This is a genomic window from Bacillus sp. BSL6 (assembly GCF_052928345.1).
In genome coordinates this window covers 793,516-812,658 of record NZ_JAVGCW010000001.1, presented here as the reverse complement: position 1 = coordinate 812,658, position 19,143 = coordinate 793,516, and the positions used below count along the sequence as shown (strand labels likewise).

The 19,143-nt window shown below is 33.9% G+C and carries 18 protein-coding genes and 1 riboswitch; of the genes, 8 read left to right on the top strand and 10 right to left on the bottom strand.

Annotated elements, in window-relative coordinates:
* Positions 1-78: 78 nt before the first annotated feature.
* Positions 79-1,614 (bottom strand): exopolyphosphatase, encoded by a 1,536-nt coding sequence (ppx, locus tag RCJ96_RS04560; RefSeq protein WP_074606320.1) that lies wholly within the window; start codon positions 1,612-1,614, stop codon positions 79-81.
* A gap of 177 nt (positions 1,615-1,791) precedes the next feature.
* On the opposite strand from ppx, the gene RCJ96_RS04555 reads away from it, so the two are divergent.
* On the top strand, positions 1,792-2,250 hold the full coding sequence (locus tag RCJ96_RS04555) for a YkyB family protein (protein ID WP_000804868.1): 459 nt from the start codon (positions 1,792-1,794) through the stop codon (positions 2,248-2,250).
* A 31-nt stretch (positions 2,251-2,281) separates the two neighbouring features.
* On the opposite strand, the gene RCJ96_RS04550 is transcribed toward RCJ96_RS04555, so the two are convergent.
* Positions 2,282-2,944: a YkyA family protein gene (locus tag RCJ96_RS04550; RefSeq protein WP_000922490.1), complete on the bottom strand. Its 663-nt coding sequence runs from the start codon at positions 2,942-2,944 to the stop codon at positions 2,282-2,284.
* A gap of 654 nt (positions 2,945-3,598) precedes the next feature.
* Positions 3,599-4,240, bottom strand: a complete 642-nt coding sequence (locus tag RCJ96_RS04545; protein ID WP_074606322.1) for a diguanylate cyclase domain-containing protein — start codon at positions 4,238-4,240, stop codon at positions 3,599-3,601.
* Between the two features lie 164 nt (positions 4,241-4,404).
* On the opposite strand from RCJ96_RS04545, the gene RCJ96_RS04540 reads away from it, so the two are divergent.
* The gene (locus tag RCJ96_RS04540) at positions 4,405-4,650 is read left to right on the top strand and encodes a hypothetical protein (RefSeq protein WP_074606324.1); all 246 of its coding nucleotides are present in this window, start codon (positions 4,405-4,407) and stop codon (positions 4,648-4,650) included.
* On the opposite strand, the gene RCJ96_RS04535 is transcribed toward RCJ96_RS04540, so the two are convergent.
* Positions 4,590-5,096 (bottom strand): hypothetical protein, encoded by a 507-nt coding sequence (locus RCJ96_RS04535; protein ID WP_416503922.1) that lies wholly within the window; start codon positions 5,094-5,096, stop codon positions 4,590-4,592. The genes RCJ96_RS04540 and RCJ96_RS04535 overlap by 61 nt on opposite strands.
* Before the next feature lie 425 nt (positions 5,097-5,521).
* Between RCJ96_RS04535 and RCJ96_RS04530 the strand changes: the two genes are divergently transcribed.
* The 3 genes from RCJ96_RS04530 (at position 5,522) to metE (ending at position 10,668) form a co-directional block, all read left to right on the top strand.
* Positions 5,522-7,063 carry an MDR family MFS transporter gene (locus RCJ96_RS04530; RefSeq protein ID WP_416503923.1) on the top strand — a complete coding sequence of 514 codons (1,542 nt, stop codon included), beginning with the start codon at positions 5,522-5,524 and terminating at the stop codon, positions 7,061-7,063.
* Between the two features lie 91 nt (positions 7,064-7,154).
* Positions 7,155-7,712, top strand: coding sequence for a PadR family transcriptional regulator (locus RCJ96_RS04525; RefSeq protein WP_416503924.1), 558 nt, complete (start codon positions 7,155-7,157; stop codon positions 7,710-7,712).
* Between the two features lie 351 nt (positions 7,713-8,063).
* Positions 8,064-8,251, top strand: a riboswitch (cobalamin riboswitch).
* A gap of 128 nt (positions 8,252-8,379) precedes the next feature.
* Positions 8,380-10,668, top strand: coding sequence for a 5-methyltetrahydropteroyltriglutamate--homocysteine S-methyltransferase (gene metE, locus RCJ96_RS04520; protein WP_416503925.1), 2,289 nt, complete (start codon positions 8,380-8,382; stop codon positions 10,666-10,668).
* 37 nt (positions 10,669-10,705) lie between these two features.
* On the opposite strand, the gene comJ is transcribed toward metE, so the two are convergent.
* Entirely contained in the window at positions 10,706-11,095 is a 390-nt protein-coding gene (gene comJ, locus RCJ96_RS04515; protein WP_000424015.1) for a competence protein ComJ, read from the bottom strand.
* A gap of 35 nt (positions 11,096-11,130) precedes the next feature.
* Positions 11,131-11,565, bottom strand: coding sequence for a DNA-entry nuclease (gene nucA / locus RCJ96_RS04510; protein WP_000811499.1), 435 nt, complete (start codon positions 11,563-11,565; stop codon positions 11,131-11,133).
* A 236-nt stretch (positions 11,566-11,801) separates the two neighbouring features.
* Between nucA and RCJ96_RS04505 the strand changes: the two genes are divergently transcribed.
* Positions 11,802-12,551 (top strand): DUF3967 domain-containing protein, encoded by a 750-nt coding sequence (locus RCJ96_RS04505; RefSeq protein ID WP_000388474.1) that lies wholly within the window; start codon positions 11,802-11,804, stop codon positions 12,549-12,551.
* A gap of 53 nt (positions 12,552-12,604) precedes the next feature.
* Here the strand turns inward: RCJ96_RS04505 and kinB are convergent, their stop codons facing one another.
* Positions 12,605-13,879 carry a sporulation sensor histidine kinase KinB gene (gene kinB, locus RCJ96_RS04500; RefSeq protein WP_446699723.1) on the bottom strand — a complete coding sequence of 425 codons (1,275 nt, stop codon included), beginning with the start codon at positions 13,877-13,879 and terminating at the stop codon, positions 12,605-12,607.
* Between the two features lie 309 nt (positions 13,880-14,188).
* On the opposite strand from kinB, the gene RCJ96_RS04495 reads away from it, so the two are divergent.
* Positions 14,189-14,389, top strand: a complete 201-nt coding sequence (locus RCJ96_RS04495; protein WP_000929281.1) for a hypothetical protein — start codon at positions 14,189-14,191, stop codon at positions 14,387-14,389.
* A 122-nt stretch (positions 14,390-14,511) separates the two neighbouring features.
* Positions 14,512-15,675, top strand: coding sequence for an aminotransferase A (locus RCJ96_RS04490; protein ID WP_416503927.1), 1,164 nt, complete (start codon positions 14,512-14,514; stop codon positions 15,673-15,675).
* Positions 15,676-15,679: 4 nt separating this feature from the next.
* On the opposite strand, the gene malR is transcribed toward RCJ96_RS04490, so the two are convergent.
* The 3 genes from malR to malC form a co-directional block, all read right to left on the bottom strand.
* Positions 15,680-16,711, bottom strand: a complete 1,032-nt coding sequence (gene malR, locus RCJ96_RS04485; RefSeq protein WP_416503928.1) for a maltose operon transcriptional repressor MalR — start codon at positions 16,709-16,711, stop codon at positions 15,680-15,682.
* A gap of 280 nt (positions 16,712-16,991) precedes the next feature.
* Positions 16,992-17,834: a maltosaccharide ABC transporter permease MalD gene (malD, locus tag RCJ96_RS04480; protein WP_001022608.1), complete on the bottom strand. Its 843-nt coding sequence runs from the start codon at positions 17,832-17,834 to the stop codon at positions 16,992-16,994.
* On the bottom strand, positions 17,835-19,136 hold the full coding sequence (malC, locus tag RCJ96_RS04475) for a maltosaccharide ABC transporter permease MalC (protein WP_416503929.1): 1,302 nt from the start codon (positions 19,134-19,136) through the stop codon (positions 17,835-17,837).
* Between the last annotated feature and the right edge of the window lie 7 nt (positions 19,137-19,143).

The window sequence follows — 19,143 nt, the reverse complement described above, 5'->3', positions numbered from 1 at the left end:
ACTATAATTTAGTTACTTTCATTTTAGCAAATTACAATATTATAAAGTATAAATTTTTTGTAAAGACATCCGTACAACTCAATTCTTTAATTTAAATAATAAGGTAATATTTGTTTTCAATACCCTTTCTAGCTGTTTCTTCTGCTTTTCAGCTTGCACTTTTTCCGCTAACGCCGATTGTTCACATACAATTTCAAATGTTAATCCTTCTTTACTTTCTGTTATAGATATTGATTCAACAAGCGATCTTTGTCTTATATTTAGAGCTGCTGAAAATTGTAAAACAGCCCCTAAAAGGCGAATTTTCTTTTGTTCATTTTTATCAAACCATCCTTCAAACGGAGACAGATGTTGTTTGAATAACATTTTTGATTTATAAGACGCAATAAGCGCTAATCTAACTCGCTCTTTGTGCATCATACCATCAATTGTTTTATTCGCTAATAAATAAAACGTATGTAAGCGGCTCGCTTCTTCGTCTATATATTTGCCAATATTAAATACTTTCGCTGCTTGATGGAATACTTTCCAGTCTTCTACTGACATAGAAATCAGTCCTATTTCTTCAAGCTGTTGACAAATCAATCTTCCATGCTTAATAAGCTGTATTACAAATTTCATATCCATTTCATATTCATGTGATAATAAATACAAACTTTCTTCGACCACGTTCGGATAATATGAAATCCCCAAATCTTTTGTCAACTCTTCATAGAAAACACCTTCTCGTAATCCTTTTCTACTTAATACAAATGCTGGCGCCTCTATAACATTAACAAGCGTATGAAATACTTCGACTGCTGGAACAATTGTATCTGCTCGATCTTTTGCCAATCCTTCCAATTTTTGAAGTTCTATGAACGACAATGCTTCTAATTCTTCTTTCACATTTTTAATATCTTCTTCTTTCATCTTATATAAATGTACCCCTGCTATAGGATAACAAATTAAATTTTGATGAATTTTCACTAAGTTCCTCGCACTACCACCAATTGCAATAAGAGGCAACTTCTTATCTATTAACCATGGTAATGTTCGAAATTGATATTCTAAGTACGTTCGAATCTTTTCCAACTCTTCTTCAGTAGGTATGTCCTCTTTAATAAACTGCTTTAAAGAAAGTGCTCCAAAAGGAAAGCTATGATACTCTAGAATCTCTCTATTTCGAAAGTATGTAACCTCAGTACTCCCCCCACCAATATCTACTGTAATCCCTTCAGAGAACGAAGTTGAATTCATAACTGCTAAATAGCCGTAACGTGCTTCTTCATATTCTGATAATACTCTAAGAGTAAAGTCTGTTTGTCCTTCAACAAGCTTTTTAATTTCCTCTTGATTCTTAGCCTGTCTAATTGTTGCTGTTGCAACACAAAGTACATGGCGCAACTGATGGAATCGTGTACTTTCTTGAAATTGAAATAATGTTTGTAACAATACCTCTATTCCTTCTTCAATCAACACACCATCGACTAAGTAATTCCTTAACCTTGCAACCACTTTCGTATTTTCAATCTCTTTATAAAAACCTCCGTTTTGCTTTTCATAAATAACTAAACGCATTGTATTAGATCCAATATCTATAATGGCATATTGCTGTTTTAATATTTCTTTCAAACTTCTCACTCTTTCATTATCAAATTTCTAAAACACATTCTATTACTATTATACAAAATAGTTGTTTTTTGTAACAATATTGCTTTAATATTGAAAATATATACAATCACTTTTTGCATATAATAAAAATCGCTTTTACTTATGGTATAATAATGAAAAATTGAAAGGAGATTTAATATGAAACCTTCACAACCACAATCTCAATTACAAAACCAACATTCTATTAATCGACTAGCTCAATCTATTTTCGTTGTGAATCGTCATGCTAAAGCTGCAACTAATCCGAAGTATTTATACTGGTTAAAAAAAACAGCTTTAGAACGCTTAATTACTGAAAAAAAAGCTATTAAAGAAGGATTACATTTCTCAAGAAATCCACGTTTTAGCCAACAACAATCTGATGTTCTTATACGTTTAGGTGATTACTTTTTCCATATTCCTCCTACAAAAGAAGATTTTCGAATCCTACCACATCTCGGTCATCTTGAATCCTCCTATCGAAATCCGAAAACAACCTTATCTTTAACAGTAGCAAAAAAAACACTTCAAGATTATATTGGTCCTGAAGCGCTAAAACAAGAAAAAAAATTAAGTGAACCTGTTCCATGGTATAGTCGTACTTATACAAAAAAATAAAACAGTTTGGCCAATTGTAGGCCAAACTGTTTTATTTTTTCTCTTCTTTAATTTTAATATTTGCTTGTTTATAAAAAGCTATTTTTTCTGTATTATAAGATTTCGTGAATTCATTAAACTTATCTTTTTCTGAATCAATATCCTTATAAGATTGATTTACTACTTTTACTTTTTCACTAATATCTTTTAATTTTGTACCTTTATCTTGTAACATTGTATATAATTCTTTTTCTTGTTTTAACGATTTATTATAGCTGTCATACATTTTATTAAATGAATCATGTCGTTTCTCATATGTACTTTTTACTTTATCCGCTTGATCTTTCAATTTCTTATCTTCAATTTTCTTCACATATTTATCTGCTGATTTCACTTCTTCTTGCGCCTTATTTAAAGATTCTTTTTCTTTTTTAAGCACTTTTTCTCGTTCATCTGTATTTTTCACTGCTTGGTTCAGTTTTTCCTTAACAGTTTGATTATTATCTTTTCCTTCTTGAACAATCTGGTTATATAACTCTTGTCCCTCTTTCTCTAAAGTTTCAAGTTTTTTTGCATCTTCAAACATTGTTTTTTCTTGCTTTGCAGCATTTTCAAACGCAACATATAATTCCTCTTCTGGTTTTGGTCCGAAACAACCGGCTAGTAAAGTCATTGATAATGCAGTTACAATTGCTAATTTACTATATTTCAACATCTTTTTCCTCCTACTTATATACGATCATCGTGTAAAAAGCTATGAAATTATATATCCTTCTATAAACAAAACTCCACACTCGCACCTTTTTTACGAAAATCATTCATATTGTTTATAATACTTGTACAAATTGTATTACTTGAAATTACATTTTCCGTTTTCAAACTAAATAGCAGTTTCATATCCATCTGTTACTTGGCACTTTTTAAAACCTATTCATACTATGTATTACATAAAAGTACAACGGAATTCATCACAACCATAATAATTTGAAGAACAACAGTAATCATTTACCTGATAAAAGATGTTCGTTGTTCTCTCACGTCTATCATTCTATCATTCCCTTTCCCGCTTTCTATCAAATAATCTCTTTTTTCATTTTACACAGTATAAATGCTATCTTGCAACAACTTACAATTATTCTTGCCATTCCCTAAAAAGGAAAAGTGTAGAGTATGCTTTCCTCTACACTTTTAAAATGAAACACATTGTGCAAAATGCATTGACACATCCATCATAATTATATGCCTATTTCATATATTTTTAAAGACTTTTATTACAAAAAAAGTTCTTTTTGTAATAAAAGTCAAAAAAATGTTACAATCAAAACTTCTTCATATCATATTTCTTCAAATCAAAATTTCACTTATTTTTTTACAAATTTCTATGCTGGTACAATTGATTTTGTGCCTTTCTTAACAATTCTTCAAACGTTTTTCCTTCTATTGGATAACTAGCAGCCCCAAATAATAGAGTCATACTTAACAAACCATTTTCTATTTCACTTTCAATATTTTTCATTAATCGGTTTGTTATTGTCGATTTTTCATGTCCGTTATCAATCGCCACAATCACATACTTATTTTCATCCCACTTCGTAACTACATCGCCTTTACGAATGGTCTTTACAATCGTGCTCTCCAATTTTTGTACTAACACCTCCAATTTTTTTTCTTGCACTGTTTCTTTTAGTCCTTTCCATTCTTTCACAGAAAGAATGTACACTGTAATATTATGAGAATCTCGTTCTGATAAAGCAGCTACTTTTTCAAAAAAATCAACTACAAAATCATTACTTGCCATTCCTCCTACTTCCGTATCCATACGCCCACTCGCTCTTTTATCATACCAATGTCCAAAATAATAGCTGAGTATCATTTGCAATATATAAATAATAAAGACGGTATAAAATGATCGCGAATCCAGTTTTGTAATTACATCCTGAAGCGCAATCCATTCTGTAACTGCCACTGTATTCCCAAGTAATAATCCACTAATTTTCCCTTTATGTTTCATACTTCACCTCCCTTCTATACCAATATATGTTTCTATAACAATTATGTTTTTCTACAAAATAAAAAATGTACATATTGATTGTACATTTCCGCTTAAGCTTGTCTACCATTTCGATTCTATTTCATATATATGCCATGCATCATTTTAGAAATATGGTGACCTACATGCTACAAAAAAAAAATCTATCAGATATTATACGTTTACTATCGGGGTTTCTGTTGTCGCTAAAATTACTATTTAATTCTTTCGGAGTAAACTTCATTACATACAATCAAATCGACGCTATTGTAAATATGGATCGAACAAAAAAGGGAATCAAAAAGGAACCTTTCATACAGGTTCCTTTTTATCATTGCCGTACAACAACTTCATTTGTTTGCAACGGACCATATGATACTCCGTTATATTGAAATGTATATGTAGCCTGAAATAGTGTGTTTTTGAGTTCTTTATCTTTATCTTTATTTGCTTTTATTTTACAAATTAATTCTACCTTCTCATTTGGTAATAAATTATCGATTCTCCACCTTACAAGCTGGAACAGAAACTCGCTCATCCCCTTATCAACCTTTAATGAATTTGGAATATAGGCAAAATAATCTCGAATCATATGGCTTACTACAACTCGTGAAATCATTTCCATTCCTTTATTTTCAACTTCAATTCGAATAATAAGTATGTCGTTTACATCATAGGTCAGTTCATATGAAAATTTTTCTTTATACATACTACGGATTTGTAATGTAACTGCTACGTTAGGACATTCGTTTTCCTTTTTTGAGCCATCAATCCATAATACCGGTTGTAGCGGTATTGAACGCCTTCCTTGATCCGGAATTCGTTTCCATATTTTCATAATAATATTCACCCCATTTCAGATGCATCATATCCATACGACCTTATTCTGCCTCTCTACACAATATTAATAAAGCTCGTTACAAACGATATATAGTTATTACTCTTCCTTTTATCCTATTCGACAAAGTAAAGAAAAAACCATTTTTCATCTGTTAACAGCAGGTATTCTTACTGAAATATTTTTTTACAATTTCCTTCATTGACTTTTTACCAATACTAAGTATTACTCACTCTTTCGCTGTCCATACAACAGAATATTTTGACGGAAGAAAAAGTTTGCCTTTTAGTCAAATTTGACTATAATATTCTTTATGGCTTTGTCAGTGCACTTGTGTAAATTGATTTTTAAAAATATATTTATAATTTTTATGCGCTGCACTCAAAACTTAATATAGTTTACTTATTATTAAAGGAGGGTTATCTTTGGAATCTCAATTATTAAAAAAAGACTCCAACAAGACAAAATTTGTTGTTGCTGGTTTACTACTTGGTATTTTAATGGCAGCAATGGATAATACAATTGTTGCAACAGCAATGGCAACGATCGTTGGAGACCTAGGAGGATTTGACAAGTTCGTTTGGGTCACGTCTGCATATATGGTAGCAACAATGGCAGGGATGCCTATCTTCGGAAAACTTTCTGATATGTATGGACGAAAACGCTTTTATATTGGTGGCCTTATTCTTTTCTTGTTCGGTTCTGCACTTTGCGGAACAGCAACTAGTATTGAGCAACTAAGTATTTATAGGGCTATTCAAGGAATTGGTGGCGGCGCTCTTATGCCTATCGCCTTCACAATTATGTACGATATATTCCCACCAGAAAAGCGCGGAAAAATGACAGGGCTATTCGGTGCTGTTTTCGGGACATCTAGTGTATTCGGCCCTTTATTAGGTGCGTATATTACAGACTATATAAGTTGGCACTGGGTCTTCTATATTAATATTCCATTAGGACTTATCTCCTTCTTCTTCATTACGAAATACTACAGTGAATCTCTAGAATTTAGAAAACAAAAAATTGACTGGGCTGGCGCTATTACACTTGTTATTAGTATCGTTTGCTTAATGTTCGCCTTAGAACTTGGTGGTAAAGAATACGCATGGAATTCCACTGTAATTATCGGCTTATTTACAACCGTTGTTATTATGCTTATTATTTTCTTCTTCGTAGAACGAAAAGCAACCGAGCCTATCATTTCTTTCCATCTATTTAAAAAACCTTTATTCGCAGCTAGCCAAGGTGTTGCCTTTTTCTATGGTGCCGCTTTTATTATCTGTACAGTTTATATCCCAATCTTCGTTCAAGGTGTTCTCGGTGGTTCAGCCTCAAATGCTGGATTGATATTAACACCTATGATGGTTGGCTCTGTAATTGGAAGTCAAACAGGTGGACAGTTAGCTTCGCGAACAAGTTATCGTAACATTATGATGGTATCTGGAGTTTTCTTCGTTCTTGGTATTTATTTACTAAGCACTTTAACAATGGACACACCTCGCCTACTCGTAACACTATTTATGGTTCTCGCTGGGCTTGGAGTTGGCTTCTCATTCTCAGTTTTAAGTATGTCTTCTATCCACAAATTAGAAATGAGAGACCGTGGTTCTGCTACATCAACAAACTCATTCTTCCGTTCACTCGGTATGACTCTTGGTGTAACAATTTTCGGTACAATTCAAAATCATATTTTTACTGATAAACTAAACACTGTGTTCCCTCCTGAACTAGCAAAATTAGCTCCAAAGGGTGGAGACACAAGTTTCTTATTATCACCAGGTGCTACCGATAAAATACCAGCTGAAATATTAACCGGTATTAAAGAAGCTCTTGCTACATCTATTGCCAGTACATTCTTCTGGGCACTTATCCCGGCTGTACTAAGTATTATTTGTATTTTACTTATGGGAGATGAGCGCCTTTTTACAGGTCCAAAAACGAAACAAAAACAGAAGCAGGTAAGTTAATATATAGAAAAGAAACGGCATATCCCTTTATGAAAACGGATATGCCGTTTATAATATGTATAAAGTTTTTATATATAGGAGTTGAAACAGCATGAGTATGAAATTAGTCATTCTCGGCTTGCTACTCGAAGGAGATAAACATCCATATGAAGTGCAGCACATCATGAAAGAACGACAAATGGACTGTTATATTAAATATGCAAAAGGATCACTTTACTACGCCTTCGAGCAATTAGAAAAACAAGGGGCAATTCGTGTTACAACTATTGTTCGAGATACAAATAGACCAGATAAAACAATTTTTCATATAACAGACGAAGGTAAACGGTTATTTCACACGTTACTATTAAAACAATTCGAGGCAAAAAATCAAATATATAAACCAATTTATTCGGCACTCTCTTTCGCTCATTTTGGTGATGACCAAGAGTTAGTTCCGATTTTAGAAAAAAAGAGAAATGATACCATTCAATATTTACATAACATGCAAACTATTTATGATTGCAGCAAAGGACAAATTCCACGTGCACAACTATATATTTTACAAAGCGTTATTGAACATATTACAGTTGAATTACAATGGTTAAACACCCTTCTTGCAGATGCTGTTGCCGGGCGACTTTCAGAAATTGATATAGATACGGATTAAACTTTTAAAATAGAAACTGTAAAATGACAATATAGTTATTTTATTTCAAAGTCTAAAACAAGCATAACCCCATTCTAATTTAGGTTGGGGTTATGCTTGTTTAATTTTCTATATAAGATAAACCAATTATTTAATAACATAACTGGCATCTTATGTATGTATAGGTACCCATTTCTTTATAAATTTAATCGCACTTTATTTCAATTCTCCTCATGTTTCTTCACTCTAAAAAATCAGAAAAATACAAATAATTAAAATAAAAAACTTTAGAATTTTCTTATTTCAAAACAGTAGACAAAATTCCAAAAATTGTGTTAGAATTTGTTTCAATATCATATCGCTTGTTAAATTCCTTTCAAAAGGAAAATGGGTACACGAACAGTTTGTTTCGTGTTTAAAAGGGAAGCTTGGTGAAACTCCAACACGGTCCCGCCACTGTAAATGCTGAGATTTCTTTTTAATACCACTGTGAAAACGGGAAGGTGAAAGAAATCATATGAAGCATAAGTCAGGAGACCTGCCTGTTTTAACAACACTGATAGATTCACGGATGATGATGAGGTGTTAAAACAAAAAGGAAGGCTTATTTTCTATGCCTTTATACTTTCTGTTATAGGTATTTCCTAGTAAACGGAAGTGCTTACTTTTAATTAGGGAGGAATTTGAAATGGCAATTCAAACAAGTAACTTAGGTTATCCACGTATCGGATTACAACGAGAGTGGAAAAAAACATTGGAAGCTTTTTGGTCCAATAAAATCGATGAAGAACAATTTTTAACAACAATGAAAGAGATTCGCCTTCAACACGTTAAAGCACAGCAAGAAAAAGGGATTGAACTTATTCCAATTGGCGACTTTACATATTATGATCACGTTTTGGATACTGCTTATATGCTAGGATTTATCCCATCACGTTTTTCTCAGTTTACATCTTACCTTGATGTATATTTCGCAATGGCGCGTGGCTCTAAAGATCACGTAGCTTCCGAAATGACAAAATGGTTTAACACAAACTATCATTATATCGTTCCTGAATATGAAGAGGGATTACAAATCTCTTTAAAAGATAATCGTCCACTTCGCTTATACGAAGAGGCAAAACAAGAATTAGGAGTAGATGGAAAACCTGTTATTTTAGGACCATATACTTTCTTGAAATTAGCTAAAGGCTATACACAAGAGCAATTTGCTACTATTTTAAAACAGTTAGTTGCACCTTACGTACAACTGCTTTCAGAACTACATGCAGCTGGTGCACAAATCATTCAAGTTGATGAACCGATTTTCGCTTCTTTAACGAAAGAAGAAGTTCAACAAGCAAAAGCAATTTATGAAGCTATTCGTAAAGAAGTTCCAAATGCGAATCTTCTTTTACAAACATATTTTGATAGTGTAGAAGAAAACTATGAAGAAATCATTACATTCCCAGTATCAAGTATTGGATTAGATTTCATTCATGGTAAAGAAGGTAATCTACATGCTATTTCAAAATATGGATTCCCAGCTGATAAAACTTTAGCTGTTGGTTGTATAGATGGCCGTAACATTTGGAGAGCCGATCTTGATGAAGTTCTTACGTTATTTACAACGTTACAAAAACAAGTCCAAACGAAAGATTTCATCGTTCAGCCTTCTTGTAGCTTATTGCATACGCCAATCGATAAAACAGAAGAAACTCACTTATCGACTGAGCTATTTGATGCGTTGGCATTTGCAAATCAAAAATTAGAAGAGTTAGTTCTTATTCATTCCGCTCTAACTCAAGGTACAGAAAGTATTCGTAATGAGCTGGAAACATATCGAAACGTACATCACACAATTCGTTCATCTGCTGCACGTAACCGAGAAGATGTCAAAGCAGCACGAACAGCACTAAAAGAAGAAGATTTTTCACGTCCTCTTCCATTTGAAAAACGATATGAATTACAACAAGTTGCCCTGAAGTTACCATTGTTACCAACAACAACTATCGGTAGCTTCCCGCAAACAACTGAAGTTCGCCAAACGCGAAAAGAATGGCGTAACGGTGTTATTTCAAATGAACAATATGAACAATTTATTGAAAAAGAGACAGAAAAATGGATTCGTTACCAAGAAGAAATTGGTCTTGATGTTCTTGTGCATGGTGAATTTGAAAGAACTGACATGGTTGAATATTTTGGTGAGCGCCTTGCTGGTTTCTCATTCACTAAAAACGGTTGGGTACAATCATACGGTTCCCGCTGCGTAAAACCACCTGTTATTTATGGTGATGTAGCCTTTATTAACGGAATGACTATTAAGGAAACTGTTTATGCACAAAGCTTAACAGAGAAAGTTGTAAAAGGAATGTTAACTGGACCTGTTACGATTTTAAATTGGTCCTTCGTTCGAAACGATATTCCAAAAAAAGAAGTTTCGTATCAAATTGCATTAGCTCTTCGTCACGAAATTGAACTACTTGAATCTTCGGGGATTCGAGTGATCCAAGTCGATGAACCAGCACTTCGTGAAGGTATGCCGTTAAAAGAAAAAGATTGGGACGCTTATATTACATGGGCAGTACAATCCTTCCTTTTAGCAACTTCTTCTGTAGCAAATGAAACACAAATTCATACTCATATGTGTTACAGTAACTTCGAAGATATTGTTGATGCGATTCGCGCATTAGATGCAGATGTGATTTCTATCGAAACATCAAGGAGTCACGGTGAATTTATTGATACATTAAAACATACAACATATGAAAAAGGCATCGGTCTAGGCGTATATGATATTCATAGCCCACGTGTACCAAGTAAAGATGAAATGTATAAAATCGTAGAACAATCTTTAAAAGTATGCGATCCTAAATATTTCTGGATTAATCCTGATTGTGGTTTAAAAACGAGAAGAACAGAAGAAGTTATTCCAGCTTTAGAGCACATGGTGCAAGCGGCAAAAGACGCTCGTTCCTTGCTAAAAACAAACGCATAATAAAAATGGGGTATCCTTTTTGAGGATACCCCATTTTTTATTCTTTACTTTCAAAAAAGAATTCATATTGTATTTTATATAATTCATCATCCGTTGGTTCTTCAAGAGGTGTTGCTTGTAATACAACCGTATACTCACCATTTGGAATAGGAATTTGAAATTTATTTGAAAGAATACTTGTTACAACGATACATTCATTTTCAACTGTAAAAGGAACTGTAACCGTTCTAATTACTTCTTCTTTCTCAATATGTTTCCCTGGGGTCACTTTTACTTCACAAGTATAATCAGAAAGTGCTTCAAAAATAACAGTTCCATCCGCCTTCGCATAACCTCTTTCAAAATCTTCATCCGTCCAGTCAACGTAAGGCTGATCACCGTCATAGTTCATCAACATTAATTGCGAATACGAAATTGTTAACTCCATCGTTCCCTTCTCCTTCATTATGAAATATGCAACTACTACTTTACGTCAAATTTCACACGCGTACCATCTGGGTATTTATCTAACTTATTTCCTACCCAAGAGCCTGCTCCGCGGTTATCGGCTGGACTTATATATTCAATATGTGCTCCTTTTCCGCCTTCTTTACACATCGCCATTGGCCATTCATCACGATCATACCCTTTTTTTGATGGGTATGGAGCTAACGATAATTTTCTTCTATCCGCAGCGCCACCACGGTCGATTGTACACACTTCTGAATGTCCTTCTTTTATAGCATCCGTAATATGTTTCCCTGTCTCTGGATATCGATCTTTCGGAAATTCTAGAACTTGATCATACGCATTTGTTTTTTTAATACTTGTTTCCTCTGGAACAAGCACTTCATACACCGCTACTACAATAGAAAGAATTGCAATAATTGAAATGATAATACCTTTTAATTGCTTCATGTATACCTCCATAATTCTACCAGTTTCTTTTCCTCAGTTATTATAACAAACTTCTCCTGTATATGTTTTCAGACATTATTTTAGCTCTTCTTCGCCATTCCGCCAAAAACTCTCATTTTTCTTCATCTTTTCACTAATGCTGTAGAAAACTAATAACCTTCCGACATTCTTTTTCAAAGGAAGTCCTCAGAAAAGATTGAAATGATATATACGATACTTTTTGGGGAGGAAATATTATGGAAGCTACCTATAAAACGAAAGATGTCACGAATAAAACAGGCATCCCAAAACATATAGTTCGCAAATATAGTCAACTGTTAGAGGAACATGGTTATATGATTTCCAAAACAGCTGATGCTCGTATTTATAAATTGGATGATTTAAAACTATTGAAATCTATACATGAAAGAGCTGCTACATTGCAAGAAGATATTTCAGAAACGATACCTATTATTTTAAAAGAAAAAGAGGCCCCACCTGTACCAGTTATACAAGATACGCAAGAGATACAACCGAAAGAAAAAGAAGATGGGCGTAACTTTGAGGAGTTCATGTTAAAACTTGAAATGCTCGCTCAATTAAATGAAGCAATTATTCATCAAAATTCTACCCTTATTACCCAAAATCGTTTGAAAGATGAAAAGCTTGATGAATTAATGCAACAAGTTTATGTAAAAGAAGGCTCTCAAGAAAAAATGCTACAAGAGTTAGTAGATCATGCCGCTCAAACAGATGCCCTGCAAAAAGAAAAGATGGACTTATTAATGAATCATATGTATAAACGAGAATCTAAGCAAGAAGAAAAAATGAATAAACTCGTAAATCAAATTTATAATAAAGACAGCAATCGTGATGCACAACTTATGCAAGTCATTCGTGAAATTCAAGAAACAAAAAGATTAGTTGCAGCTTCAAAAGAACAAAGCTTTTTCCAATCATTTAGAAGTTTATTTAGCCGAACAAAACAAGAAAAAACAACTGAATAAAATAATATATTTTTTCCTATATAAAATAAAAAGTTACCTTCCATAGGTAACTTTTATTCCTTATTTCTTACAGCTGGTAATATAATAATTGCTTCCGTGCCTTTCCCACTTTCGCTTTTATATTCCAGCGTACCATTATGTGCTTGTAAAATACTAAATGTTACCATAAGTCCTAATCCTGTCCCTTTTTCTTTTAAAGAATAATACGGTTGTCCGAGCCTTGCTAATTGTTCTTTCGTCATTCCAACGCCACTATCTTTAACTCTTATTACAATCGTTTCATCTTTTTGCATAGCTGTTACTTTTAAATACCCTTTATTTCCTTGTATTGCTTCAATACCATTTTTAACAACATTCATAATAGCTTGCTTCAATTTTGTCTTATCACCGATCGTATAAAGACTTTCAGAAATCTCAACTTGTAAATATACACCTTGCATCGCTGCAAATGATGACATAAGAGTTGTCATTTCTATTAATTGAGCTGATAAGCAAATATGTTCTTTCTTCTCAATTTGTGGCCTTGCTAAATTCAAATAATCTGAAATAATTTGTTCTGCCCGGTCCAATTCAGCTAATACGAGACGCATATAATCCTTATTCTTCACATCTTCTGTACTTTCTAGCAATTGAATAAAACCACGAACAACGGTGAGCGGATTTCGAACTTCATGTGCAACACTTGCTGCTAACTCACTTACAATATTAAGTTTCTCTGACTTTTGCATCTCTGTACGTAGTATTGCATTTTCATTTAGATATTCTGTTAAGTACACCTGAAATACCATTGTCATAACCATAATAAGCGAAGCAAATATATATCCGCTATATAAGTGCGAAACATATGGTGTAAAGCCCGTTTCTAACAGAACGTTAATCATACCAATCACTAAAGAAACAAGTACGTACAATGATGAAATCATAAATGCTAAAATTAGCTTCTTATCCCTTGAAAATAGAGACCATTTCTTTGATAAAAATAATGGAACTATCAAGAGAAATATTACTTCTATGACTGGAAGAAGGTTTATGCCCTTTAGCGTCCATTCATATGCAACAAAAATAACGGCCGGGATTAAACCAACAATCCCACCATATAGAAAACCACTAACAATCGGGATTGGGTGAAAGTTATACCCGCAAACGTCCCCAAAACAAATAGAGTATGTCATAGAGAGAACGAGTGTAATGCTAGATAAAAACATAATAAAGTAGCGGTTCGGCTTCGGAGGCATTTCTTGGTAACGATTTAAACGTATCGCTTCATGTAAAAATAGTGGCAAAATTATGATGGCAATTTGGATCATTAAATCACGGATAAGCTCCATAGCCTCTCATCCCCTATATGTATTTTGATATGATTATATCATTTTACAGACGTATTTGTTGTAAGATTTTGATTTTTCTTAACATATTTGTTAATTCTTTGTTAACAACGCATAATAATTGTTACAGATTTTTGAAATGAATGTAAACCCTGTACCAAATTTCTGCCGGGCAGTATACAATGAATACGGATTACAAAGAAAATAAAAAATACTTCATAAGACGGACAACTATAGCAAAATACAGCATATAATCCATACTATCTATGTTTACAAATAAGTGATCATTATTTTAGTAGGAGGAAGATAAATATGGCGGGTACTACGCTTGTTTTAAAAGAAGAAAATTTGGTCGTTCTAGAGAATGTTGAAAAATCAGTATATGAAGAGTTGCAGCATAAAACAGGAGATGAAAATTGCACATGCGCTGTGAATGAATCAGTTGTTCACCTTGGCAAAGTATCCTCTGTACTTTGGAATGAAGATGAAATAGATTGGGAGTACGGATATTAAAAGTCGCTGACAGCGGCTTTTTTTCTATTATCCCTCTCTTTCTACATACCATATACGCAAGCGAAATGATAGAAAATATGTTAAAATGAACTTAATTTTCAAACGGAAGAAAGGGAGATACAATGGAACAATTCATTAACCCTAGAGTGAAGGACATCCAAATTTCTGGAATCCGTCAATTCTCTAACATGATTCAAAACTATGATAATCTTATCTCTTTAACAATTGGACAACCTGATTTTCCTACACCTTCTCTCGTGAAAGAAGCGGCAAAACGGGCTATTACAGAAAATTATACGAGCTACACACATAACGCTGGTTTACTAGAATTACGCAAGGCAGCTTGTAACTTTGTAAAAGATAACTACGATTTACATTATTCACCTGAAAACGAAACCATCGTTACAATCGGTGCTAGTGAAGCAATTGATGTTGCATTTCGAACGATTTTAGAGCCAGGAACAGAAGTCATTTTACCTGCCCCTATTTATCCAGGGTACGAGCCGATTATTCGATTATGCGGTGCAACCCCTATTTTTATCGATGTTCGTGAAACTGGCTTCCGTTTAACAGCCGATGCACTAAAAAATGCCATTACAGAAAAAACAAGATGCGTCGTACTGCCGTATCCTTCTAATCCAACTGGTGTAACTTTATCAAAAGAAGAACTACAGGATATTGTAAATGTTTTAAAAGATAAAAATATTTTCGTCCTTTCTGATGAAATTTATAGCGAACTTGTATATGAACAAACACATACATCGATCGCTCATTTCCCAGAAATGCGCGAAAAGACTATCGTCATTAACGGTTTATCAAAATCGCATTCTATGACTGGCTGGCGTATCGGTCTATTATTCGCACCAAACTATTTAGCTGGGCATATATTAAAAGTTCATCAATACAACGTAACGTGCGCTACTTCAATCGCTCAATATGCTGCAATTGAAGCATTAACAGCTGCTAAAGATGCACCAAAAATGATGCGTCATCAATACAAAAAACGCCGTGATTATGTATATAATAGACTCATTCAAATGGGCTTAACAGTTGAAAAACCAACAGGTGCATTTTACTTATTCCCATATGTTGGTCATTTAACATCTTCATCATTTGATTTTGCACTTGATCTTGTGAAAGAAGCTGGACTTGCCGTCGTTCCCGGAACAGCATTCTCTGAATACGGGGAAGGCTACCTTCGCTTGTCCTATGCGTATAGTATTGAAACTTTAAAAGAAGGCTGTGACCGTTTAGAAGCCTTTCTACAAAAAAAAGCTAAGAGTTAAACTCTTAGCTTTTTTTTGCAGAATGATCGCAAGTTTGACGCTTCAGTAATTTATGCGGAATAATGATACACTTTGCAGTAGACTCCGCATTCTCAACTTTATCAACTAAAGCTTTTGCTGCCTCATATCCTAGCTGGTATATATTCACATCAACTGTCGAAAGTGGCGGACTCGCAATTTCTGATAATAAAGCATTATTAAAGCTTACAATTGAAACATCCTTTGGTACAACGAATCCTTTTTTAGAAAGTGCACTTAGCACGCCAAGTCCAATCAAGTCATCCGTTGCCATAATTGCTGTCGGTGGTTGCTTTAATCCCATTAATTCCTCCACGGCTTGTTGACCACTTTCTCTTGAGAAATCAAAATGTAAAATATACTCTTTTGGTAATACAATATCTGCTAATTTTAAAGCATCACTCATACCAGCCAAACGATCTCTCGTTACAAGTAAATCTGATCCACCACCGATGAACGCGATTTGTTTATGACCTAATGAAATCAAATATTCTGCTACTTCTCTTGCAGCTGTATAATTGTCATTATCTACATATGTAATTTCTTCTTTACGATCATATGGTTTCCCGATTAATACGAACGGGAAATTTTGTTTATGTAAATATTGAATAATCCGATCATTCTCTCTTGAATATAAAAGAATAATGCCACCAATTTGGCGCCCCTGCACCATCTTTACAACACCATTAAAAATTTCATCTTCCGTTTCACCTGTCGACATATAAAGTGCATACCCTTCCACATGTGCAAACGAACTAATCCCTCTTATAACTTCTGGGAAAAACGGATTTTGAAAAGCTTTACTTGCAGAACTTGGCATAACAAGGCCAAGTGTTTTTGTTGTTTGGTTAGCTAGGTTTCTTGCGTTTAAATTAGGATGATACCCTAGTTCACTCATTACTTTCCGAACACGACGCTTTGTTTTTTCACTTATACTTGGATTATCAGCAATTACACGAGAAACGGTAGATGGTGCTACATTCGCTTTCTTCGCCACATCTTTAATTGTAACTGTCATAAAAATCCCCCTCCTTTCACTTCTCTGCCATTTTATATATTTTCATCTTGCACCCATTGCAAGTAATAGGGGAAGTCATAAACTTTCATTGATTCTATCTTGTAAAACCTATCATATTCTCCCTCTCCATGTATTGTAAGGGATAGAGCTCTTTTTTCCTATACTATAATATACTATTTATTTCACTTCTTTTCATATGGGATGTCAAATCTCTTTTCATCTCCCTATAAAATGTTTTATAGGGAGATGAAAAGAAAAATGGGACATAATGTCCCATTTTTCATCCTTTCGTACCTCCAGCAGTTAAACCAGAGATAAAGTATTTTTGTAGTGATAGGAATAAAATTGAAATTGGGATTGCAATCAATACGGAACCCGCTGCGAACGTTGTAAATTCATTCCCAAATTTCTTCGCCACCATTTCATATAATCCAACTGCTAACGTATAATTTTCTGGTGTGCGCAAAATAATACTCGCTAAAATAAAATCTGTAAATGGGCCGATGAAAGTAAATAACGCTACAACTGCTACGATTGGCTTTGCAAGTGGCATAATGATTTGCCAAAAAATACGGAAATGTCCTGCTCCATCCATACGAGCTGACTCATCCAATTCTTTCGGGATCGTATCAAAATACCCTTTCATAAGCCACGTATTCATTGGAATTGCCCCGCCTACATAAATTAAAATTAATGCAAGGTGCGTATCAATTAATCCTGTTAACTGTGCTAATACGTATAAAGCGATTAACGCTGCAAAGTTTGGAATCATTTGCAAAATTAAAAATGTTAATAATCCATTTTTTCTTCCAACAAAACGGTATCTCGAAAATGCATAAGCAGTAAAACTAATTGCTAACACTGAAAAAATCATCGTTAAAACACTTACTTTTAATGTGTTTTTATACCATAGTAAATAATTACTATTCTCTAAATCTAATAACTTACGATAATGATCTAGCGTTGCATTTTGCGGAATAATACTTGATCCAGATAAACTATCACCCGGATTAAACGATGAGCCAATAATCCATAATAATGGATAGAAAATGATGGCACACATTACGAAAATAACGAGATAACTTAATGAGAGACGTAACATCTTTTGTCTTTTAATATTCATTTACATCATATCCTCTTCTTGGAATGATTTTGTTCTCTTAAATTGCCATAACGCAACTGTAATAACGATTAACGATAAGATCATTGTAAGAGCTGCTGCTTTTCCGTACTGCGCGGAAGTCATCGTTAACTTATAAATCCATGAAATTAAAATATCTGTTCCACCTGCGTCTTGTCCAGCTACAGCAGGACCTCCGCCGTTAAATAGATAGATGATACTAAAGTTATTAAAGTTAAACGTATATTGCGTAATTAATATTGGCGCTGTTGCATATAGAACAAGTGGCAATGTAATTTTACGAAACTGTTGCCAAGCTGTAGCTCCATCTACTGTAGCCGCTTCGTATAATTCTCCTGGAATCGATTGCAGTATACCTGTTGTCATTGCAAAGACGAACGGGAATCCAAGCCACGTTTGAATCATAATTAAAGCAATCTTCGCCCAAAATGGATCTGTCATCCAAGCAATCTTTTCAATTCCGAATAAAGCTAATACTTGATTGTTAATCGCTCCAAATGTTTCATTAAACATACCAGAGAAAACAAGAATAGATACGAATGCTGGGACCGCCCACGGTAAAATGAAGATTGTTCGAATAATCGCCTTCCCTTTAATACCAGGCTGATTTACGATAATCGCTAAGAAAATACCAAGCGCAACTTGTAATGTCGTTGCAACGAATGTCCAGATGACAGTCCAAGAAAATACACTTAAAAACGTTTCTCTCCACATCGGTAATGTAAAGATATCAATAAAGTTTTTAAATCCTACCCAATCTACTAATTTAGCTGGAGGAGAATGATATAAATCATAGTTCGTAAATCCAATTAAAATTACGAAAATGATTGGAAATACAACGACAAAGATAAGTAATAAAAACCCTGGTGAAACCATTAAATACGGAAAACCTTGGTCTAATAAATTACGGTATTGTTCTTTTACAGAGTTTAACGGTGTTCCTATATCCCGTTTCTTTCCGTTTTGGTATGCATCATATAAATTAAATGCATATATTCCGAGTCCAAACACGATGACAATGAGTGCCAAAATTCCTTCTACTAATAGAAAGACAGAATGGTCACGTGGAACTTCTGTACCAAGCGTTACAATTCCCCATAATCCCATATTTAATAAATCAGCAAAGGCTACAATAAATGAACCTGTTAATACTAGAAAAATAAGACCTTTTACAAATTGTTTATTATACATTTGGCCCACGCCTGGAATGATTGATAACATGGTTGCCATTTTCCTATGTTTTGAACCGTTTAAGCCGTTTGCTGGTTCCATAGATGATTGCATGTTCCTT